The following is a 22346-nucleotide window of genomic DNA, read 5'->3' on the forward strand; positions in this document are numbered from 1 at the left end:
CTCTGTGGCAAACTTGGATGGCACCGAAGCGGGACCACATATCCGGGATGACCTCGATACCGCCTTTTCGGCTCGGCCGACGCACCGTCCTCGCCGCCGCTGTCACCGTCGCGTCCCTCAGCGGCGCTCTGACGCGCCCGCTGCTTGCCGCCCAACCGGCGGCCGGGGCCGCGTTCGATCCGGTCCTGCTGGATAGGGCGGTCAAACGGGCGGCGGCGCTGGAGCAGATCCATGCGCTGATCATCGGGCGGAACGGCGTGGTGGTGTCGGCGGAGGCCTTCCGGGGGCCAGCGGTGAACCGCGCCGTCAACGTCAAGTCGGTGTCCAAGACCATCGCCGCCTCGCTCGCCGGCATCGCCATCGACCGCGGTGTCCTGCGCGGCGTCGATGTCACCCTCGCCGAGGCGGCGCCGGGGCTGGTTCCGGCGGGCGTCGATCCGCGGGTGCGCCGGATCACCATCGCCGACCTTCTGACCATGCAGGCCGGCCTGGAGCCGACCTCCGGGCCGGGCTACGGCCGCTGGATCAACAGCCACAATTGGGTCTTCGACGCGCTGCGCCGTCCCTTCGTCACCGAGCCGGGCGCGCGGATGCTCTATTCAACCGGGAGTTATCATCTGCTGGGCGCGGCCCTGTCCAGCGCGTCGGGGCGCAGCCTGCTGGACTTGGCGCGGGATTGGCTGGGCGAGCCCCTCGGCATCGAGGTGCCGTCCTGGACGCGCGACCCGCAGGGCTTCTACCTCGGCGGCAACAACATGGCGCTGTCGCCGCTCGACCTCTTCCGCTTTGGCGAGTTGTGGAGGCAGGGTGGGCTGTGGAACGGGCAGCGCATCATCAGCGCCGCCTGGGTGGAGGCGTCGTGGATGCCGCGCACGCGCTCCCCCTTCTCCGGCGACGACTACGGGTACGGCTGGTTCCTTGCCGAGGCGAAGGGTCACCGCATCGCCTACGCGCGCGGCTATGGCGGGCAGATGCTCTATGTTGTGCCCGGCCTGGGGCTGACCGTCGTCGTGACCTCCGACCCCACCCGCCCGGCGCGATCGGATGGCCATGTTGGCCTGCTCAACGCCCTGCTGACCGACGACATCATCCCGGCGGCGGAGATGGCCTGACCGGCCGGCGGGTCAGGCGGACAAGGTGTCGCTGCGCAAACGCCGCATCACGTTCCGTCGCGGCAGGCACGCCACCAGCACGGCCCCGACCGCGGCCATCGCGGCGACGGTGCCGAGGAAGGCGGCCAGGGGAACAGCGCCTCCAGGCAGGGGCGCGCCATCGGCAAGGCTGGCGACCACCGCCGTGCCGCCGACCCAGCCGAGCGGCACCGCGACCGCGGCGACGGCGGCGCCCAGGATGGCGAACTCCAGCACCACAGCCTGAACCATCGAGCGCCGCCCGACGCCGAGGGTGTGCAGGATCGCCATCTCATGGCGCCGCCGCTGCGCGCTGCTGGCAACGGCGCCGAGAAGCACCACGGCCGCCGCGCCGAGAGCGACGGCCGACAGGCCATCCAGCATCTGCCGCACGGTCCGGACGGTGGAACCGAGCGTGTCCAGCACCTCCGCCATGCGGATCGTGGGGGCTTGCGGGGTTGCCTGTGCCACCGCCGCCTCTAGGGCGGGAACTGCTTCGGGTGGGGACCAGACGGCAGCGACGAGGCTGTGCGGCGGCGGTTCGGGGAAAGGGGAGAGGAGGACCGGGAAGTCCAGGTCGAGCCGCGTCCAGTCGATGCGCCGCAGGTTGGCGATGGTCGCGGTCACCGGGCCGCTCGCCAGGGCCAGCGTGAGGCTGTCCCCCACCGCCAGCCCCAGCCGGCGGGCCACCTGCGCGTCCAGCGAGGCGAGCGGCGGGCCGGCGTACCCCTCGGGCCACCAGTCCCCCGCCACGATCTGGTCGGTGGAGGCCGGGCGGTCGCGCCAGGACAGGCCGCGGTCGCCGCGCACCGCCCAGCCGACGGAGCGGGGGGCGTCCGCCTCGGTGATGGCAACGCCGTTGAGGCGGCTGATCCGGGCGTGCAGGAAGGGCGCGGTCTCGACCCGCCCGACGCCGGGCAGGGCGGACAGGCGTGCGCTCAAGCCGATGCCGTCCGGCGGTGGAATGTTCAGCACGACGACGGAAGGCGTCTGCGCCGGCAGCGTCGCCTCGACATGGCTGGTTGCCGACCGTCCGACCACGCCGACCGTCACCAGCAGGGTCAGGCCGATGCCCAGCGCGACGGCCATCGGGACCGTCGGCGCGCCGGGCCGCCCGAGGTTGGCGACGGCCAGCCGGACGACCGCCGTCTGTCCACGCGCCAGCCGGCGGGCCATTCCGGCGAGCCCCCGCCCGAGCAGCGCGAAACCCGCCGCCACCAGCCCGGCGACGAGAAGAAAGCCGGCGACCGCGAGCGGCATCCCCGTCCAGGCGGCGAGCACGCCGGCGAGCGCCAGCCCCAGAAGCGCGACGGCGCCACGGGTCCGCCACCCCAACCGCTGGGACAAGCCATCCACCGCCCCCCGCCAGATCGCGGCAGGGCTGGTTCCGGCGGCGCGGGTCAGCGGCGGCACGGCGCAGAGCAGCGCCGCCAGAAGCCCGACCGCTCCCGCCAGCAGCAAGGCCGCCGGATCGACGGCACCGCCCGTCTCCGGCATCCAGTCGAGCGGCAGCGCGTTCACCGCCATGGCGGCCAGGGCGGCGCCGGTCGTCACGCCGATCAGCAGCGCCACGCCGACCACGGCCAGCGTCTGCAGCAGGAAAGCGGTGAAGAGAAGGCGCGGCGAGCCGCCCAGCGCCTTCAGCGTCGCCAGGACCGGCAACCGCCGAGCGAGGTGCGCCGACAGTGCCCGTCCGATGCCGACACCACCGATCAGCAGGATGGACAGCGCCCCGAGAAGGAACAGCGCGCGGGCGAGGTGGACGGTGCGGTCCACGCCTGGAATGCCGTGAGCGGCGTCGACGATCCGCCATCCGGCGTCTGGAAAACGGCGCTCCAGATCGCGCAGGACGGTATCGGAGCGGGCCGCTTCCGGCAGGACGAGGCGATAATACCAGTAGACAGGCATTCCCGGCTCCGCGAGGCCGGTCGCGTCCAGCGCCCGGCGGTCGATGACGACGCGCGGGCCGAGGGTGAAGGCGCGGAACGCCCGGTCCGGCTCATGCGCCAGCACGGCGCGGACCGCGACCTCGGCGGCCCCGAGCCGCAGGCGGTCGCCGAGGGAAAGTCCCAGCGCGGACAGAAGGTCGGGGGACACCGCCGCGCCCCATCGCCCGTCCCGTTGGGCAAGCGCCTCGGCGAGGGACACGGCGCCGGACACCGCCGCCATGCCGACCAGCGGGTAGCTTTCCTCGACCGCCTTCAACTCGACCAGGGCGCGGGCGCTGCCGGTTACCGTCGAGGCGACGGGCCGCAGTTCTGCGGTCTCGCCGACCCTGCCCATCGTGTCGAGGACGGCCCGCTGCTCCGGCGTCGCTGGTGCGTGGAACAGGCGCAGGGAGAGATCACCCCCGACCGCCTCGCGCGCGGTCGCCCGCATCCCGTCCAACATGCCGCCGCTGAGCGAGCCGACGGCGGCCATCATGGCGGTCCCCAGCGCCACGCCAAGGACGACGATCCAAAGTCCGGCGACGCCGCCCCGCAGGTCCCGCCAAGCCAGCCGCAACGCTATGCGCAGATGAGTCATGGCGGACATATCGTGAAGGTCCCGCCGGCCGGCAACCGTTTCGGCCGCATACAGAATCCCCTCTCCCGTCTCGGGAGAGGGAAGGGGCCCGCGCGAAGCGTGGGAAGGGTGAGGGTAAAGCCGAGGATCAGCGCCTTGATCTTCGCGCGACCCTCACCCGCTCTCGGCGGACCGAAGGTCCGCCTGCCGCGTCAGCGCTGGCTTTCAGCCAGCGCGAGAGCCCGCTGCGCGGGCACCCTCTCCCGGGGCGGGAGAGGGATTGGATGCCAGATGCAGCCGCCGCCGGTGGCGGGGCGGCAGGGGAAGGGCGGACTGGACCGCCGCCAGGGCGCGCAGGCGCTCCGCAAGGGCGGGCGGGAAGGGCGTCACCTTGCGGGTGCCGAGATCAACGTGGATCGACAGTTGTTCCATGGTCGCCGCGACCGTGCCGTCGTCGGCCCGCCGGATCTCCAGCAGACTCAGCAACCGCTTGTCGTCGGCGTCGAGCAGCCGCAAGGCCACTTGCAGAGGCGTTCCGGCGCGCAGCTCCCGCCGGTAATGCACCGCCACGTCGACGACGAACAGGCCGAGCCCCTCGTCCCGCGTGTAGGTTTCGCCCAGCCCCCACCGCTCCATCAGGTCGTAGCCGACCTCGTCGAACAGGGCGACGTAGCGGACCATGTTCATGTGGCCGTAGAGGTCGATCCAACTCTCGTCGACGGTGTGCACGCCGGACAGCAGAATGTCCGGCGGCAGGGCGTGGTCCTGGGTCATGGAAGTGCCTTAGAGGGGGGAGGTCTGGTCCGGCGGGAACACGCCGCGCAGCCATTGCCGGATGGCCGAGATGACCGGCGTGTTCCAGCGGTGGACCGGGGCGATGAAGTAATAGCCGCCGATGGTCACGTTGCTGTCGACCATCTCGACCAGCTCGCCGTTGGCCAGCGGCTCGGTCACCAGCAGGTCGCTGACCAGCGCCACCCCGCGCCCCAGCCGGGCCGCCTCGATGGTCAGGTGCGCCTGCCACAGCCGTGGGCCGCGCAGCCGGGGGATGTCGGCGATGCCGGCCTCCTCCAGCCAGGCTTCCCACATGCCGGTGGACTGCTCGTGGATCAGCGGCAGGCCGACGAGGTCGGCGGGCGTGCGCACGTCGGGGTAGCGCGCCTTGAACTCCGGGCTGGCGATGGCGAGGATGCGCGGCCGCGCGAACATCTCCGAGCGCAGCCCGTCGGCGACGGAGCCGCCGTCCTCCAGATACATGATCTCGGCGTCGGCCTCCTCCCGGCTGAAGTCGGGGCGGGTCGAGGTCGGCTGAAGGATCACCTCCCGCCCGGTCAGCGCCTCCTCCAACTCCGGCAGGCGGGCGAGCAGGCAGCGCGAGGCCAGCCCGGCGAGGCAGCAGATGTGCACCGCCTCCATCCCGCCGTTGCGCAGCTCGTTGCTGGCCTCGCCGATCAGGTCGAAGGCGCGGCGGAGCTGGGCGGCGTAGCGGATGCCCTCGCGGGTCAGGGACAGGCCGCGCCCCGACTTCGCCACCAGCTTCACCCCCACCGCCTGTTCCAGATTTTGGATGTGGCGCGACACCACCGTGTGGGACACCGCCAGCTCGTCGGCGGCGGCCCGCACCGTACCCTGCCGGGCGAAGATGTCGAAGGCGCGAAGCGCGAGGAGGGGCGGAAGGCGGCGCGCCATGCGGACCTTTGGGCTGTGGACGGAAGCCGGGGCGAGGCTGGGAGCGATCCCGGCGGCAGTGATCTCGACAGCAGTATGAAACATTTCCGCCAGCACCGCACGCGCCCCTTCGCCGCCCGCCGCCCGCCGCTCTCCCCCCGCGCCGCCGGCCATCACACCACCGCGTCGCGGCGGAAGGCGCCGATCTCGTCGGGGCTGAAGCCCAGCTCCGCCAGGATGGCGTCGGTGTGCTCGCCCAGCCGTGGCGCCGGGCTTTCGGCGGGCAGGGGGGCCTCCGGCATGGTGATCGGCACGGCGGCGAAGCGCTTGCCCGAGCCTTCCGGCACCTCCACGACCATCTTCCGGTGGATCACCTGGGGATCGTTCAGCGCGTCCGGCACGCTGTTGATCGGGCTGGCCGGCACGTCGGCGTCCTCCATCGCATCCAGCCAGGCGTCGCGCCCGCGGGTGAGGAAGACCTCGCGCAGCAGCGGCTCCAACTCCGCATGGTTGGCGTTGCGGGCCGAGCCGGTGGGGAAGCGCGGGTCGGACAGCAGATGCTCCAGCCCCATGGCGCGGCACATCCGGTCCCACTGCTCGTTGGTGTCGACGCAGATGGCGATGGGCTTGTCGGCGGTGGGGAAGGCCTGGAAGGGGGCGATCAGCGGGTGGCGGCTGCCCAGCGCCCGCGGCGTCTCCCCGGCGTTCAGGAAGCGGGCGATGGCGTTCTCCATCAGGGCGAGCTGGCAATCCAGCATCGCCACGTCGATGAAGCTGCCCTCGCCGGTGGCCGTCCGCTTCTGCAGGGCGGCGAGGATGCCGACGGCGGCGAACAGGCTCGACCCGATGTCGCCGATCGACGCGCCGACCCGGCAGGGATCGCCGCCCGGCTCGCCGGTGATGCTCATCATGCCGGACATGGCCTGGGCCACCACGTCGAAGCAGGGCCGGTGGCGGTAGGGGCCGTCCTGCCCGAAGCCGGAGATCGAGGCATAGACCAGCCGCGGGTTCACCGCCTTCAGATCGTTGTAGCCCAGCCCCAGCCGGTCCATCGCCCCGGCCCGGTTGTTCTCCACCAGCACGTCGCAGGTGGCGACGATTTTCTTGAAAATCTCCTTCCCCTTTTCCTCCTTCAAGTTGAGCGTCAGACTCCGCTTGTTGCGGTTGACGCTCAGAAAGTAAATGCTCTCCTCCTCGCTGAAGGGGGCAATGATGCGGGTGAAATCGCCCTTGCCGGGACGCTCGATCTTGATGACCTCCGCCCCCAGCGCGCCGAGCAGCCAGGTGCTGTAGGGGCCGGCCAACATGTGCGTGAGATCGACCACGCGCACGCCGGCCAGGGGGCCTTCGCGGCGTTGCGTATCGGTGTTGAGCATGCATGATCCTTCGGATGGCCGGACGCCGCGCAGGCGGTCCGGGCGGGGCCGCGCGCCCGGCTGGAAACCGGTCCGGTCCAGGGCGGCGGCGGGAATGCGACACCCAAAGGCTTGCGCCACGGCGACCGGAAAACAATCGCTTAGTTTGGCCCAATCCGGTGCATGGAAGGCACCGTTCCGCGGATTTGTCTGGTATGATATTGGTGCGTTCCGTGCACCGGACCGCATCGTTTTTTCTGCTTGTGACACGAACTGTGTCCGGTAGTCTTGATCTTGCCGGGAGCGGATCGGCCTGAACGAAATCTCTGCCGGCCATCGGATAGTCTTCGTGATTTCCGAGGCGGGCGATCTCTTTACTCTCATCGCCTGTCCAATGAAGCCGCTCGGCGCGCGTCGCGGCAGCGATGTGCGGCCTTCCACAACCAGGAAAGGACAACCCGCGCGTGATCGATCTTTCGGGAAAGGCGGCCATCGCCGGCGTTTTTGAATCGCCCCGCCGGGATGCGCCGCGCGTCCACCCCTTCGCCCTTCAGATGGAGTGCATCCTCGGCGCGCTGGACGACGCCGGGCTGACTCTGAAGGACGTGGACGGGCTGTGCGCGGCCTCCGGCGACTGGGCCGAGGGCGGCAGCACCATGGATGTGGTGGAACTGGCCGAATACATCGGGATCGCGCCGACCTACGTGAACAGCACCGACGTCGGCGGCTGCTCCTACATCCTCCAGGCCGGGCAGGCGGCAGCGGCCATCGCCACCGGGCTGGCCGAGGTGGTGGTCATCAGCTACGCCGCCTGCCCGCGCTGGTGGCCGCTGAGCAGCCCGTCCTTCGACCCCTTCGTCTTTCCCGCCGGCCCCGGCCAGTATGAGATTCCCTACGCGCCGACGCTGATTTCGACCTACGGCCTGTTCGCCCGTCGCCATATGGACCTGTATGGCACCACGCCGGAACAGCTTGCCCAGGTGGCCGTGACCTTCCGCGAGCACGCCGCGAAGAACCCCGACGCCCGGCTGCGCAAGCCGATCACGGTGGACGACGTGCTGGCCTCGCCGATGATCGCGTCACCGCTGCACCGGCTGGACTGCTGTGTGGTGACCGACGGCGGCGGCGCCGTGGTGATGACCAGCCGGGAGCGGGCACGCGACCTGAAGAAGCCGCCGGTCCATCTGGTGGGGTATGGGGCCGCCGTGGCGCGCACCCAGAACAGCCAGATCCCCGACGACCTGACCACCCCGGCGGCGCTGTCCGGCCCGCGCGCCTTCGCCATGGCCGGGTTGACCCCCGGCGAGATCGACGTGGCGCAGATCTACGACGCCTTCACCATCACGCCGATGCTGGCGCTGGAGGATCTGGGCTTCTGCGGGCGGGGGGAGAGCGGCGCCTTCGTCGCGGACGGCAACCTGACGCTGGGCGGCAGCCTGCCGACCAACACCGACGGCGGCGGCCTGTCGTCCAACCATCCCGGCAAGCGCGGCATCTTCACCCTGATCGAGAGTGTCCGCCAGCTGCGCGGCGAGGGGCCGGGCGTCCAGGTGCCCGACGCCCGCATCGCCCTGGCCCATGGGCTGGGCGGCACCTTCTGCTCCGCCGCCACCGCCATCCTTGCCCGGTAAGGTGCCCCGATGACCGCCATGACCATCCCGCCCGTCCAGGACGAGACCTCCGCCCCCTTCTGGGACGCGGCGCGCGAGGGGCGCTTCCTCATCCAGCGCTGCCCGGAGACCGGACGGTTCCAGTGGTACCCGCGCGCCCATTCCATCCACGCCCCCCACGCCCGTCCCGAATGGGTCCAGGCCAGCGGGCGCGGCGAGCTGCTGACCTATTCGGTCGTCCACCGCGGCAACCAGCGCGGCGATCCCTACGTCTGCGCCCTGATCCGGCTGGAGGAGGGCGTCACCGTCTTCTCCCGCGTCGAGGGGGTGGATGAGGCCGATCTGCGGGCCGGTCTGCCGCTCGTCGTGGCCTTCCACCAGTTGGACGAGACCACCAGCCTTCCCGTGTTCCGCCCGCGGACATCCGCCTGAAGGGGCCTTAAGAATGACCGCCATCCATCTCGACGACATCAAGCCGGGCGACCGGGCGCGCTCCTCGCGCGTCACCGTCACCGAGGCGCACATCGTCTGGTTCGCCGGGCTGACCGGCGACTTCAACCCGCTGCACATGGACGCCGAGGCCGCCAAGGCCAACGGCTTCGGGCGGACCATCGCCCACGGCATGCTGACCCACTCGCTCAGCACCGGTCTGCGCTCGGCCATCGACGACTGGGCGATCCTCGCCTTTCTGGAGACACGCCGCCGCTTCGTCGGCCCGGTCTTCGCCGGCGACACCGTGCATTACGAGGCGGAGGTGGCGGAAGTCCGCCCCAGCGCCTCCAAGCCGGATCGCGGCATCGTCCGCGTCGCCATCACCGTGAAGAACCAGCGCGGCGAGACCGTGCAGGAGGGCGAGGACGTGCTCTCCATCGCCCGCAAGGAGGCGCAGGCATGAGTTCCCCCGTCGCTCATTCCAGCCGTCTCGCCGGCCGTGTCGCCTTCGTCACCGGCGGCGGCGGCGGCATCGGCCGCGCCGTCTGCGAGCGGCTGGCCGCGGAGGGTGCCGCGGTCGTCGTCGCCGACATCGGCGCGGAGGCCGCCGAGACCGTCGCCGCCGCGCTGCGCGCCGAAGGGGCCCAGGCCCACGCCACCGCGCTGAACGTCGCCGACCGGGAAAGCTGGGGCGCTGCCGTGACCGGCCTGCCCGAGGCCTTCCGGGGCGTGGACATCATGGTCAACGTTGCCGGCATCGTCCGTGACCGCTCGCTGCCCAAGATGACCGACGCGGAATGGAGCGCCGTCATCGACGTGAACCTGCGCGGCACATGGCTGGGCTGCCAGACGGCCTTCCGGCTGGTCGGCGACCGCGGCTGGGGGCGCATCGTCAACATCGCCTCCACGGCGATCCTGGGGACCTTCGGGCAGGCCAACTACTCCGCCTCCAAGGCCGGGGTGGTTGGGCTGACCCGCACCGCCGCCCTGGAAGGGGCGCGCCGCGGCATCCTGGTCAACGCCGTCGCTCCGGGGGTCGTGGAGACCGCCATCGTCGAGGGCGTGCCCGACGCGGTGCGTTCGCAATGGCTGGAGAAGACCCCCATCGGCCGCCTCGGCAAGCCGGCGGAGATCGCCGCCGTCGTCGCCTTCCTGGCGTCCGATGACGCGGCCTACGTCACCGGCCAGACCATCGTCGCCGACGGTGGGGCGACCACCGGCGACTACTGATTTTTACTGAAGAACGAAGAACGACGCCGAAACGGCGGTACCGCAACACAAGACAGGGATTGGCAACATGATGGAATTCTCGCGCCGCCGCCTTCTCCAGACCGGCGGACTCGTCGGCACCGCCCTGGTGACCGGCGGGCTGGCCGGCACCGCCTTCTCGCGCATCGCGTCGGCGGCGGACGACCCGCTCTACGCCGCCGCGAAGAAGGAAGGCGCGCTGACCCTCTATTGGGGCTCCTACGAGCAGCAGACGATGGAGGCGATCCGCGACGCCTTCAAGGCGAAGTATCCGGGCATCGAGGTCAACCTGCTGCGCCAGGCCTCGCAGACGGTCTACACCCGCCTGCGCATGGAGCTGCAGAGCGGCGTCCACGAGTGCGACTCGCTGGGCACCACCAACATGCTGCACTACACGGAGCTGAAGAAGATCGGCGCGCTGGCGCCCTTCGAGCCGGTGGACGGCGTGCACATCCCGGACGCCTTCCGCACCCTCGACCCCGACAAGATGTTCCATGTCGGCGCCATCAGCCTGACCAGCATCAACTTCGCGCCGGGCAAGGTCCCGTCGCCGCCGCAGAGCTGGCAGGCTCTGTTGGAGGACCAGTGGCAGGGCAAGATCACCACGGGCAGCCCGGCCTTCTCCGGCGACGTGGCGAACTGGGTCGTCGCCATCCGCCGCAAGTACGGCGACGACTTCCTGCGCGCCTTCGGCAAGCAGAAGCCGAAGGTCGGCCAGTCCAACGTCGACACCGTGACCGACATCCTGGCCGGCGAGCGCGTCGTCGGCTCCGGCGCGCCCTTCAGCTACACGCTGACCCAGAAGGCCGCCGGCAACCCCATCGACGTGGTGGCGCCGTCCGACGACGCCATCCTGAACCTGGGCGTCACCGGCATCCTGGCCAAGGCCCCGCACCCGAACGCCGCCCGGTTGTTCACCAACTTCCTCTACTCCACGGAGGTGTCGATGATCCTCCAGAAGAACTATTGGCCGACGCTGCGCAAGGACGTGCCCTGGGCGGAGGGGCGGGCGCTGGACCAGTTGAAGTGGTATCGCAACACCGGCGACGACCTCGGCCCGGAGGTCGCGGAAGGCATCGCCAAGTGGAAGGAACTGGTGCGCTGATGCCAGACTCCCTCTCCCGTCCCGGGAGAGGGAAGGGGCCCGCGCGAAGCGTGGGAAGGGTGAGGGTGCCGTCTAGGATCATCCACTGATCCTCGCCCGACCCTCACCCGCCCGCTTTGCGGGCACCCTCTCCCGGGGCGGGAGAGGGTTCTGATGGACAATGGAGGCGGACCCTATGGGGGTCATTTCTACGGACAGTCCAGACAGCGCAGCCGCGGCGACCGCGCGGCCGGTGATGGCCCGCGTGCCGCTCGCCAGGACCGTGGTCTTCGGCGCCGTCGCCCTTCTTCTCTTCCTGCTGGTGGTTCTGCCCTTCGGCTGGGTTCTCAACAACAGCTTCCACGACGACCTGACCGGCGCCTGGACGCTCGGCAACTACGCGCGGATCTTCCAGTCGGCGGACCTGCTGGAGCCGCTGTTCAATTCGCTGCTCCTCGCCGTGGCGACCGCGGTGATCGCCGTCGGCATCGGCGTGCCCCTGGCCTGGCTGGTGTCACGGACCGACCTGCCGTTCCGCCGCACCATCCGCGTGCTGACGCTGACCGCCTTCGTCACCCCGTCCTTCATCGGGGCGACCGGCTGGATTCTGCTGGCGGCTCCCAACTCGGGCTGGCTGAACGCGCTGTGGCGCTCGCTCGCCGGGGCGGAGGCGGGGCCGCTGCTGAACATCTACTCGATGACCGGGGCGATCTTCATCTGCGGCATCTACACCGTCCCCTACAGCTTCACCATGGTGTCGAGCGCGCTCGACGAGATGGCCGTGGAGCTTGAGGACGCCGCCGCCACGCTGGGTTCCGGCACGCTGCGCACCATGCTCAGCATCACCATCCCGCTGGTCACCCCGGCGGTGATCGCCAGCTTCATCCTGTCCTTCATCCAGGGGCTGACGCTGTTCGGCGTCCCGGCCTTCCTGCTGACGCCGACCGGCATCCCGGTGGTGACGACCAAGCTGGCCGAGTTCTACCAGCTGTTCCCGCCGGAAATCTACATGGCGGCCGCCTATTGCATGCCGCTGCTGCTGGTCACCGCGATGCTGTTCTGGATGCGCCGCCGCATCCTGGGGCGCAAGCAGTTCGTCACCATCTCCGGCAAGAGCCGGGCGGGGCGGCGGATCGCGCTGGGCGCCGCCCGCTGGCCGGCCTTCGGCGCGGCCTTGCTGCTGCCGCTGGTCTCGGTCTTCCTGCCCTACGCGGCGCTGCTGCTGGTCTCGCTGACCCGCGCCTGGGGCCAGGGCCTGTCTTGGGAGAACCTGTCGCTGCACTGGTACTGGTGGGCGCTGTTTGGCAATTCGGAGACGCACACCGCCATCGTCAATTCGCTGCTGTTCTCGACGCTCGCCGCGACGATGTGCGTGATGCTCGGCACCGTGGTCGCCTACATCGTGGAGCGGCGGATGGTCTTCGGCGCCAGCCTGTTCGGCGCGGTGGCGACGGTTCCCATCATCATCCCCGGCATCGTCATGTCGGTCGGCTTCTTCGCCGCCTACACGCGGGCGCCGCTGAACCTCTACGGCACGCCGCTGCTGCTGGTGGCGGCTTTCGCGGCGACCTTCCTGCCCATCGCCTACGCCCATGGCGGCTCGATCCTCAAGGGCATCGGGCCGGAGCTGGAGCGCGCCGCCCGCAGCCTGGGTGCGGGGGAGGGGCGGACCTTCCTGTCCATCACCATCCCGCTGATGGGCGGCGGTCTGCTGTCGGGCTGGTTCCTGGTCTTCATCCCGATCATCCGGGAGCTGTCGGTGGCGGTCTTCCTCATCACGCCCAAGACCAACGTGATGACCACCCTGATCTACAACGCCAAGGACGGCGGCAACTACGAGGCCGTCTGCGCCATGAGCGTCCTTCTCCTCCTCATCACGCTGGCGCTGGTGGCCGCCGCCGGTCCCCTGACGCGCCTGACCACCGTGCGCCGCACCTCTCGCAAATCCGGTCGTAAAACCGCCCCGGCGGAAGGAGTTCTCCCCACATGAGCGGGATCCGCATCAAGAACCTCCGCAAGTCCTTCGGCACCTACACCGCGCTGCACGGAATCGACCTCCAGGTCCCCAACGGCACGCTGCTGGCCCTGCTCGGCCCGTCCGGTTGCGGGAAGTCCACAACGCTCCAGCTCCTCGCCGGGTTCGAGGCGCCGACGGAGGGCGAGATCTGGGCCGACGACGTGCTGCTGTCCTCGGCGCGCGGGGTGCTGCCGCCGGAAAAGCGCGGCATCTCCCTGGTCTTCCAGAACTACGCGGTGTGGCCGCACAAGACGGTGGCGGAGAATGTGGCCTTCGGCCTCGCCATCCGCCGCCTGCCGAAGGCGGAGATCGCCGAGCGGCTGGACCGCACGCTGCGCACCGTCCGGTTGGAGGCGCTGCGCGACCGCTACCCGTCGGAGCTGTCGGGCGGCCAGCAGCAGCGCGTCGCCCTGGCCCGCGCGCTGGCGGTGGAGCCGCGCATCCTCCTGCTCGATGAGCCGCTGTCCAACCTCGACGCCCATCTGCGCGAGGAGATGCGGTTCGAGATCCGGCAGGTCCATGACCTGCTGGGGCTGACCACCGTCTACGTCACCCACGACCAGTCGGAGGCGCTGGTCACCGCCGACCGCATCGCCGTCATGAAGTCGGGCCATCTCCAGCAGCTCGGCTCGCCGGAGGACATCTTCGAGCGGCCGTCCAACGCCTTCGTCGCCACCTTCATCGGCGCCAACAACGAGCTGGCCGGGACCAGCGAGGGCAACGGCGCCATCCGCGTCGGCTCCCATGTGCTGACCGCGCCCGACCGCAGCGGCGCGGCGCATGGCGGGACGGTGTCGCTGTGCGTGCGCCCCTCCCAGGTCCGGCTGTTCGGCGCCGAGGAGAAAGGGTTGCCGGCCGAGGGCTGCAACGTGCTGTCCGGCACCGTCCGGCGCTCCGCCTATCTCGGGGAGTATCGCGACGTGTTGGTGGATCTGGGGGGCGGGCGGACGCTGCGCGCCTTCATCCCGCCGGCGCAGAGCTTCGCTCCGGGCAGCGTGGTGACGGCGCTTCTTCCCATCGGCTCCTGCCAGATCCTCGGGCCGGCGGCTTAATCCGCCAGTCCAATCCAAGAAAGTTCCGAACGATGACCATCGCCACGACCGGCGAGGCCGACGCCTTGCCCGAAATCCTGACCGAGCGGCGCGGCGCCGTCCAATGGGTGATCTTCAACCGGCCCAAGGCGCGCAACGCCATCACCCCGTGGATGGAGGACCGGCTGATCGAAATCTGCCGGGAGGTCGACGCCGACCCGGCGGTGAAGGCCCTGGTGCTGACCGGTGCCGCCGGCGACAAGCCCGCCTTCATGGCCGGCGCCGACCTCTCCTGCCTGCAAAGCGTGAAGACTCCGGAGGACTACACGATCCTGGAGGACCGCGCGGAAACCGCGGCCATGGCGCTGGAGGCGGTGCGGGTCCCCACCATCGCCGCCCTGGCCGGCGCCTGCGTCGGGGAGGGCGCGCTGCTCGCCGCCTGCTGCGACGTGCGCATCGCCACGCCGTCGGTGCGCTTCGGCTTCCCCATCGCCCGCACGGTCGGCAACTGCCTGAGCATCAAGAACCTCGCCCGGCTCGCCGCCATCCTCGGCACCGCGCGGACCAAGGAGATGATCTTCAGCGCCCGCCTGCTGACCGCCGACGAACTGTCCGGGGCCGGCGCCCTGCGCGGCGTCGTTGCGGAGGAGTCTCTCACCGACCGCACCCAGGAACTGGCCGAGGAGCTGGCGGGCCTCGCCCCACTGACCCTGTGGACGACGCGCGAGGCGCTGCGGCGCTGGCGCGACCATGGGCTGCCGGCGGACGGCGACGCCGACCTGCTGCGCCTCTGCTACCTTTCCGCCGACTATCAGGAGGGCATCGCGGCGTTCCTGGAGAAGCGCCGTCCGGTCTGGGTGGGGCGGTAGGGCGTCCGCAGCGGCGTCAAATCACTCTCCCGCCCCGGGAGAGGGTGGCCCGCAGGGCCGGGTGAGGGTCCTGCGAGGATCAAGGCACGGATTCTTGACGGCACCCTCACCCTTCCCACGCTTCGCGCGGGCCCCTTCCCTCTCCCGGGACGGGAGAGGGGATGCGCTTGCCGCCATCCATACCCTTCACTATCCTGGCGCCGCATCACGCGCCCCTGCGGGCGTTCCGCCGCCAGGGGACCCGCCCGTCATGACGACCACGACCGACGACCTTCCGAGCGGCGCTCCTGACGTTGCGGCGCTGGAGCGGCGGTTGCGGGCCGCGCCCGACGATCTGGCGGCGACCCAGGAGCTGGCCGGGCTGCTGCTCCGGATAGGCCGCGCGGCCGAGGCCGAGCCCCACGCCCGCAACGCGGTCCGCCTGGCACCGGAGGACGCGCGCTCCCACACGGTGATGGCGCTGGTGCTGGCCGACACCCAGCGCCCCCAGGCCGCCGAGTTCCATTACCGCCGGGCGCTGGCCCTGGCGCCGCCGGACGCCGCGACGCTGGCCAACCTCGCCTGGAGCCTGACCGGGCAGGGCCGGCTGGAGGAGGCGCGGCGGACCTACCGCCGGGCCACGGCGCTTCACCCGTCCATCGCCCTGACCTGGCACGGCTGGGCGCAGACCGAGGACGCTGCCCGCGACCTGATCGCCGCGCAACGGCTGGTGGACCGTGCTCGCCGTCTCGACCCCGGCCACCGTAGCGCCGACACCTTCGCGGCGGCCCTGCTGGCCCGGCAGGGGGAGGGTGAGCGGGCGCTCGCCGTCCTGGACGCCTCGGCCGCCCGCCATAGCGGTTCCGATCCCGACGCGCTGCTGGAGACGGGGCGCATCCTCGACCGGCTGGGCCGCCACGACGAGGCTTTCGCCGCCTTCGCCGCCGGCAAGGCGCTGCTGCGGCAGGCCGGGCGCCATTACGACGAGGCGGCGGCAGTGGACCTCATCGCGCGCCTCGCCACCTTCTTCGTGGCGCCGCGCCTGCGCCTGATGCCGCGGCCCGCCGCTCCCGCCGCCGGGCCGCAGCCGGTCTTCATCGCTGGCGCCCCGCGGTCCGGCACCACGCTGGTCGAGCAGATCCTGTCCAGCCATCCGGCCATCGTCGCGGGGGACGAACTGCCCGCGCTCGGCGCGGTGGTCCGGGCGCTGCCGCAAACGCTGGGCAGCCCGCTCGGCTATCCGGAAGCGCTGTCGGAGCTGTGGATGGGCGACCAGCGCGATGGGCTGGAGCGGTTGCGCGACGCCTACCTCCGCCACGCCCGCAAGCTGGTTCCGGCCAAGCCGGGCCACACGCTGTTCACCGACAAGATGCCCTTCAACGAGACGCATCTCGGCCTGATCGCGCTAATGTTTCCCTCGGCGCCGGTGGTGCATGTGCTGCGCCATCCGCTGGACGTCGTGCTGTCGATGATGGGCACCAACCTGACCCACGGCTTCCATTGCGCCAACGATGTGGAGACCGCCGCCCGCCACGTCCTTCTGGTGTTCGATCTGGTGGAGCATTACCGGCGGGAGATGCCGCTGCGCTACCTGCCGCTGCGCTACGAGGATCTGGTGCGGGAGCCGGAGCCGGCGGTGCGGCGCCTGCTGGGCTTCCTCGGGCTGGGTTTCGACCGGCGCTGCCTGCGCTTCGAGGAGAACCGGCGCCACGCCCGCACCCCCAGCCACGCCCAGGTCGCCGAGAAGCTCTACAGCCGCTCCATCGACCACCATCGCGCCTACATCGCCCATCTGAAGCCGGCGATCCCGATCCTGGAGCCGGTCATTCTCGGCCTGGGCTACAGTCTCTAGCCGCCGCCATGCCGCCGACCATGCCATCCGACAGCGACCTGTGCGAACTCCACCGCCGCGAGGGCCGGCTGGACGAGGCCGCCGCCCATGGCCGCCGCGCCGTTGCGCTCGACCCCGACGACGCGGCCTGCTGGTACAATCTCGGGGTGGTGCTCTACGACCGGCTGGAGGTCGCGGCGTCGATCTCCTGCGAGCGCCGCGCCGTCCGTCTCCGCCCGGACTGGCCGGGGCCGCATTTCGAATTGGCCGAGGGGCTGCTGCTTTCCGGGCAATGGGACGAGGGGTGGCGCGAATACGAATGGCGCTGGCGCCTTCGCGGCGTGCCGCCGCTGGTCCCGCCGTCGCTCCTGACGCGCGGCGGCTCGTCCGCCCCGCGGCCATGGGATGGGCACCCCTTGCCCGAGGGCACTCTGCTGCTGGTCGCCGACCAGGGCTTCGGCGACACCATCCAGTTCGCGCGTTATCTGCCGATGGCGGCGTCGCTCTGCGCGAATCTCGTGGTGGCGTGCAGCCCGGAGATCCTGCCGGTGATCCGCGCGCTTCCCGGCGGACACCGGATCGTCACCGATTGGGAGGAGGTGCCGCCCTTCGACGCCTACGCCGCGCTGTCCGGCCTGCCGGGATTGTTCGGCACGGGGATCGACACCGTCCCGCCGCCGCTCCCCGGCCTGCGGGCCGAGCCGGAGCGGGTGGAGCGTTGGACGGAGCGCCTGGACGGGTTGCTTCCCCGCGGCTACCGCCGCGTCGGGCTGGTCTGGGCGGGGCGCCCGACCCATGGCAACGACCGCAACCGCTCCCTGCCTCTCGCGCGGCTCGCGCCGTTCTTCGCGCTGGAGAAGACCGCGTTGGTGTCGCTCCAGAAGGGGCCGGCGCAGGCCGAGGCCGCCCGCTATTACGGGACGGCACCGCTGGTCGATCTGGGGCCGGAGCTGGAGAGTTTCGCCGACACCATGGCGGTGCTGGGGCAACTCGACCACGTCGTCTGCGTCGACACGGCGGTCGCCCATCTGGCCGGGGCGATGGGGCGGCCGACCGCGCTGCTGCTGCCCTACGCGCCGGATTGGCGCTGGCTGCTGGGCTGCGGCGGCACGCCCTGGTATCCCACCGTCACGTTGCACCGGCAACCGGCGCCCGGACGGTGGGATGAGGCCATCCGCGGCGCCGTCGCCGCGGTGGCTGGAGGCAGGATCAGGGCTTCAGGGCGGCCAAGCCGTCGGTGATCCCCTTGGTGGAGATCGGGAAGGCCACCGCCTGCGTACCGCCATAGGGGCGGACGGCGATCTGCGCGCTCTTGGAGCGGCGCAGCGCGGTCAGCGTCGCCTCGTCCATCGGGGCGTTGGCGAGGCAGCCGTCCTGGATGCACTGCTGGTAGGTCAGCGACAGCGGCTTGCCGTCATCGATGGTCAAGGCCGCCCCGGCGCGCAGGTCGACGCCCAGCGGCAGGATCACCACCATCACCCCCTTGCCGTCGGGGGTAAAATAGCCCACCGACGCCTTGAGGATGCGGGTCGCCTGCTTCGCCTCCTTGTTCTCCATCACGCGGGTCTGCGACAGGAAGCAGCGCGGCTTGCCGTCGGGCGGCGTCTCGCATTCGGTCTGCCAGTCGCCAAAGGTCTTGCCCGGCTCCACCGCCCCGGCGGGCAGGCTGCCCGCGAGGAGGAGGGGGAGCGCCGCCAGCGCCCCCGTGATGATCGCCTTGCGCATCGCCGTCATGCTCCTCACAGCTTCCACTTCAAGCCGGCGGTCGCCGACACCGTGTTCTCGCGGGCGCGGATCGCGTCCTGGACGCCGATGGTGGCGGTCAGCCGGTCGTCCAGAGCCACGCCCAGCCCGGCGCCGATCACCAGGGCGTCGCGGCCCGGCCTGCTGGCGTCGGCGGTGAAGGCCACCCCGCCCAGACGGTTGGTGGTGGAGGCCGTGGCGTCGGCGAAGTCATGCTCCCACGCCAGGGCGGCGTTGGGCAGCAGGCGCCAGCCGCCGACCGTCACGCTGGTGCCGGCGCGCACGCCGAGCGAGCTGCGAAGGCTGGTCCAGCCCGCCGCCTCGACGTCCAGAGCCACGCCCCCGCCGGACTCGCGGAACGCCTCGCGGGTGATGCGGTCGAAGCGCAGGCCGGCCCGCGGCTCGATCCAGGCGCTGTCCGACCCGGCGAAGGCCATGCGGTGCCCGGCGGCGATCTCCACCGAGAAGTCATGGCCGTCAGCGCTGCCGCTGGCGCCCTGGCCCAGCGTGCCGAAGGCGATGCCGCGCGAGGCGTCGTAGTTGGCGTAGCCGTAGCCGACGGCGCCCTCGATGTAGGGGCTGTCGGCCGAACCGCGCAGGTTCCAGGAGCCGTAGAGCGTCGCCTGGTAGCTGTCCACGTCGGCCTTGCCCAGCCCGTCGCGCGAGGTGACGCGGTTGCGCAGGTAGCCGAGCGCCACGCCGCCGGTCACGCCGTTCTCGTAGCTGTGGTCGGCGCCGAGCAGGAAGCCGCCGATCCGCTCGGTGGTGCCGGCGGCGTTGCCGTCCGAGCCGGTCCGGCTGTAGGCCGCCAGCGGCTGGCCCCACACGCCGCCCGAGCCGCCGCCCGAGCTAGTGGTCTCGCCCGTCTCGCCGACGGCGCGCGTGCCGTTGCCGCCACCGGCCAGCCGGACGCCGGAGGACGCGGCCTCGCCACCGCGCAGCGCCGACAGTCGGCTTTCCACCGCGCTGCCGAACAGGCGGCGGCTGGTGCGGTCGGCGGCCAGAGTGTCGGCGTGCAGCTTGCCCGAGAGCTGGTCGAGCGCCCCGGCGATGCCGCTGCCCGGCAGGCCGTAGAGGCTGTTGAACAGCGGGGCGGCCACGCCCTCCAGCCGCGCCCCGGCGGCCGGACGCAGCGCGTCCACTGCCGCACCGGCGGCCTGCTGGTTGCGCGTGCCGCCGCGCACCGCGTAGTTGGTCGGCGTGACCACCAACCGGACGGTGTTGGCGTCGTACAGCGTGTCGAAGCGGGTGCCGGCCGGCAGGCCCGCCGCCGGCTGGGTCACCGCGGCGAAGCTGCCGGACACACCACCGTCCGCCTGGACGATGGTGAAGCTCTGCCCCAGCGTGGCGGTGTAGGCGTTGGTGGCGTCGCCGCTGATGCCGCGCAGCACCGGGGTCAGGGTGCCGCCGGCGGTGAAGGACGCGGTCTCGACGCGGATCTGGTCGTGGCGGCCGGCACCGTTGCCGGCGGTCGGGCCGTCGATCTCGGCGCGCAGCACGCTGGTGCCGGTCAGCGTGACGGCGGACCGGAAGGTCAGCACGCCGGGGGAGTTGCCGGGCGACAGGGTGCCGGACAGCACCGCCGGCCCGACGACCACGCCGTGCCCGCCGAACGTCGATCCGGCGCCGGTGGCCAACGATCCGGCGACGACCCCGTCCACCGTCGCCGCGGCGCCGCTGCCAAGAGTGACCGCCCCGGTGGTGCCGGTGGCCGTCACGGTGATGGCGCCATCGCCGACGGTGACCGGGGCCATGACAGCGCCGGCCAGGGTCGCGGTACCGCCGGAGGTGACGGTGACCGCCCCGTTGACCGCGCCGTTGGCGGCGACCGTCAGGGTGCCTCCCTGGACCGCCAGCGTGCCGCCGACGCCGCCACCCTCGACGACGGTCATCGCGCCGCCGCGGGCCACCGTCACCGGGACGGCTACGACGCCGCCAACCGTGGCGCTGCCGCCGTTGTTCAGCGCCAATGCGCCGCCGGCGATCACGCCGCTTTTGGCGATGTTGAGGGTCGCGCCGTCGCCGACCGACAGGCCGCCGGCGTTGGCGAGCTGGCCGGAGACGACCAGCGTGCCGGGACCGGACGCCGCCAGCGCGCCGCTGCCGCCGACCGAACCCGCCAGCGTGACGGTGCTGCCGTTCGGGGCGATGGTGCCGCCCTGGCTGGTCACCGTGACGGACTGGCCGACCGTGAGCGGCGAGGCCGGGCGCAATGTGCCGCCATCGAAGGTGACCGTGCTGCCCTGGATCGCGCCGTCGCCGTTGGTGAAGCTGGGACGGCTGGTGTCGATCACCCCGGTCGCCGGAGGCGTGGGTGTGGGCGTGGGTGTCGGCGTTGGCGTTGGCGTGGGATTTGGGTTCGGTTCGGGATTCGGGGTCGGATCAGGGTTTGGATTCGGGTTGGGATTCGGCTCCGGCTGCGGGACCACCTTGGTCAGGGTGAGCTGAATCCGGTTGTTCGCCGTGTCCAGGGTGGCCGTCGGTGTCAGCGTCGCGTCGCTGTTGGTGATGGACGTGAAGCCGCCGGACACGCCGCCCGCCGCGGTCAGGATGGTGTAGGTCGTGCTGTCACCGTAGCCGCCGCCGGCGGAGGTGATGGACAGGGCGCCGCCCATGGTGGCGGTGCCGGTGACGGCCAGCTTGCTGGCGGTGCTGGACGTCGTCCGGATTGCCAGCGTGCTGCCGTTCTGCTGCGTGTAGTTGCCGGTGATGGTCAGCGTGCCGGGCGTAGTGGCGCCGCCGGGAGCCAGGGTGACGCCGGACGGGCTGGTCACGGTCGCGACGACCGTGCCCGTCCCGGCGAGCGTCGTCCCGCTGGCGAGCTGGAGCGCGGTGGTGAGGGAGCCGTCGACGCGCAGCGTTCCGGCCTGGACGTCCGTCGATGCGGCCGAACTCGCGCCGCCCAGGGTCCAGGCCGTTCCGGTGAGGGTCAAGGTCGTGGCGCCGGAGATTGGTCCGGACAGGGTGCCGCTTCCCTCCAGGATCAGGTTCTGGGTGCCGCCGTCGTTCGACAACCCACCGAGAACGACGCTGCCGTCCTTCAGGGTGATGGAACTGACTTGACCGGGCGCAGAGGTCCGGATCGCCTTGTGGCCGGAACCGGCGGCGATGGTCCCATGGTTGACGATGGTCGAGGCGCCGGTGATCGAAACCGCGTCGGAGGCGCCGATGATCGTCCCGTAGTTGGTGAGCGTGCTCGCCGTCGAGAAGTTCTGGGTCTTGATCGCCGGGTACTGGGTCTGGAATGCCTGTTGCGCCGGCAGCAGGCTTTGGATCAGCGCGGTCCCGTTCGTCGGAGAGCCGTTCGTGATGTCGGCCGCATGGGCGATCTCGATGGCGGACCAGTTGCCGATCACCGTCCCGGTATTCTGGATGACCGATTTCGACCCGTTCGAATTGTTGATCAGGATGCCGACATAGGCATTTTTCGCGCTGATCAGGCCGGCATTGATGACGGTTCCATAATTCTGCGCGTAGACACCGTCGGCCTGATTGTATGCCGCCTCGAGCGAGATTTTGATCGTGCCCTGGTTGGTCAGGGTCCAGCCGCCGTTCGCGTTGATCCAGACGCCGGTGCTCAGATCGTTCGGGTCCGTTCCGGTGCCGCTGTCGATCACGCCACCGGTGCTGGTGATGAGGATGTTGCTTCCGCCCGGATAGAAGGACTGGTTGGTGATGGTCGACAGCGTGTCGATCGGCGCCGCGCTCGCGGCGAGCGACACGCCGAGCGCGATGGGGGCGGCGACCATCGCCGGAAGGCGCCCACCCGACATCAGGCTTTGGCGGATGGTGTCGAGGGGGGAGGGCGACGGCGGCATGGGCAACTCACCTTGCAAGCGGGGCT

At 71.2% G+C, this 22346-nt stretch carries 17 protein-coding genes; 11 read left to right on the forward strand and 6 right to left on the reverse strand.

Annotation, left to right across the window (positions count from 1 at the left end; all coding sequences use genetic code 11):
• Window positions 1-47: 47 nt before the first annotated feature.
• Complete coding sequence (locus FHW79_RS17310; protein ID WP_183180107.1) at window positions 48-1112, forward strand: serine hydrolase; 1065 nt, start codon at window positions 48-50, stop codon at window positions 1110-1112.
• 12 nt (window positions 1113-1124) lie between these two features.
• Here the strand turns inward: FHW79_RS17310 and FHW79_RS17315 are convergent, their stop codons facing one another.
• The 4 genes from FHW79_RS17315 to FHW79_RS17330 form a co-directional block, all read right to left on the reverse strand.
• Window positions 1125-3665: an FtsX-like permease family protein gene (locus FHW79_RS17315; protein ID WP_211108342.1), complete on the reverse strand. Its 2541-nt coding sequence runs from the start codon at window positions 3663-3665 to the stop codon at window positions 1125-1127.
• A 195-nt stretch (window positions 3666-3860) separates the two neighbouring features.
• Window positions 3861-4409 carry a thioesterase family protein gene (locus FHW79_RS17320; protein ID WP_183180109.1) on the reverse strand — a complete coding sequence of 183 codons (549 nt, stop codon included), beginning with the start codon at window positions 4407-4409 and terminating at the stop codon, window positions 3861-3863.
• Window positions 4410-4418: 9 nt separating this feature from the next.
• Complete coding sequence (locus tag FHW79_RS17325; protein ID WP_211108343.1) at window positions 4419-5477, reverse strand: LysR substrate-binding domain-containing protein; 1059 nt, start codon at window positions 5475-5477, stop codon at window positions 4419-4421.
• Window positions 5477-6679, reverse strand: coding sequence for a CaiB/BaiF CoA-transferase family protein (locus tag FHW79_RS17330; protein WP_183180110.1), 1203 nt, complete (start codon window positions 6677-6679; stop codon window positions 5477-5479). The genes FHW79_RS17325 and FHW79_RS17330 overlap by 1 nt, the downstream gene beginning before the upstream one ends.
• A gap of 443 nt (window positions 6680-7122) precedes the next feature.
• On the opposite strand from FHW79_RS17330, the gene FHW79_RS17335 reads away from it, so the two are divergent.
• The 10 genes from FHW79_RS17335 (at window position 7123) to FHW79_RS17380 (ending at window position 18000) form a co-directional block, all read left to right on the forward strand.
• Complete coding sequence (locus tag FHW79_RS17335) at window positions 7123-8289, forward strand: acetyl-CoA acetyltransferase (RefSeq protein ID WP_200775580.1); 1167 nt, start codon at window positions 7123-7125, stop codon at window positions 8287-8289.
• A gap of 9 nt (window positions 8290-8298) precedes the next feature.
• Window positions 8299-8700 (forward strand): OB-fold domain-containing protein, encoded by a 402-nt coding sequence (locus FHW79_RS17340; RefSeq protein ID WP_183180111.1) that lies wholly within the window; start codon window positions 8299-8301, stop codon window positions 8698-8700.
• Between the two features lie 13 nt (window positions 8701-8713).
• Window positions 8714-9163, forward strand: coding sequence for a MaoC/PaaZ C-terminal domain-containing protein (locus FHW79_RS17345; RefSeq protein ID WP_149163666.1), 450 nt, complete (start codon window positions 8714-8716; stop codon window positions 9161-9163).
• The gene (gene fabG / locus FHW79_RS17350; RefSeq protein ID WP_183180112.1) at window positions 9160-9930 is read left to right on the forward strand and encodes a 3-oxoacyl-ACP reductase FabG; all 771 of its coding nucleotides are present in this window, start codon (window positions 9160-9162) and stop codon (window positions 9928-9930) included. Before FHW79_RS17345 ends, fabG begins: the two co-directional genes overlap by 4 nt.
• A gap of 67 nt (window positions 9931-9997) precedes the next feature.
• Window positions 9998-11053, forward strand: a complete 1056-nt coding sequence (locus FHW79_RS17355) for an extracellular solute-binding protein (RefSeq protein WP_183180113.1) — start codon at window positions 9998-10000, stop codon at window positions 11051-11053.
• Window positions 11054-11228: 175 nt separating this feature from the next.
• On the forward strand, window positions 11229-13022 hold the full coding sequence (locus FHW79_RS17360; RefSeq protein WP_183180114.1) for an iron ABC transporter permease: 1794 nt from the start codon (window positions 11229-11231) through the stop codon (window positions 13020-13022).
• On the forward strand, window positions 13019-14101 hold the full coding sequence (locus FHW79_RS17365) for an ABC transporter ATP-binding protein (RefSeq protein WP_183180115.1): 1083 nt from the start codon (window positions 13019-13021) through the stop codon (window positions 14099-14101). Before FHW79_RS17360 ends, FHW79_RS17365 begins: the two co-directional genes overlap by 4 nt.
• 32 nt (window positions 14102-14133) lie before the next feature.
• Window positions 14134-14949, forward strand: coding sequence for an enoyl-CoA hydratase (locus FHW79_RS17370; RefSeq protein WP_211108345.1), 816 nt, complete (start codon window positions 14134-14136; stop codon window positions 14947-14949).
• Between the two features lie 250 nt (window positions 14950-15199).
• Window positions 15200-16780, forward strand: coding sequence for a sulfotransferase (locus FHW79_RS17375; protein WP_183180116.1), 1581 nt, complete (start codon window positions 15200-15202; stop codon window positions 16778-16780).
• 20 nt (window positions 16781-16800) lie between these two features.
• Window positions 16801-18000 carry a tetratricopeptide repeat protein gene (locus FHW79_RS17380; RefSeq protein WP_247884456.1) on the forward strand — a complete coding sequence of 400 codons (1200 nt, stop codon included), beginning with the start codon at window positions 16801-16803 and terminating at the stop codon, window positions 17998-18000.
• Here FHW79_RS17380 and FHW79_RS17385 read toward each other — a convergent pair.
• Both FHW79_RS17385 and FHW79_RS17390 read right to left on the reverse strand, forming a co-directional pair.
• Entirely contained in the window at window positions 17969-18493 is a 525-nt protein-coding gene (locus FHW79_RS17385; RefSeq protein WP_183180118.1) for an invasion associated locus B family protein, read from the reverse strand. The two genes, FHW79_RS17380 and FHW79_RS17385, sit on opposite strands and share 32 nt — an antisense overlap.
• Window positions 18494-18498: 5 nt before the next feature.
• Complete coding sequence (locus FHW79_RS17390; RefSeq protein ID WP_183180119.1) at window positions 18499-22320, reverse strand: autotransporter domain-containing protein; 3822 nt, start codon at window positions 22318-22320, stop codon at window positions 18499-18501.
• Window positions 22321-22346 lie beyond the last annotated feature (26 nt).

This window comes from Azospirillum sp. OGB3, from assembly GCF_014192915.1.
Taxonomy (GTDB): Bacteria; Pseudomonadota; Alphaproteobacteria; order Azospirillales; family Azospirillaceae; genus Azospirillum.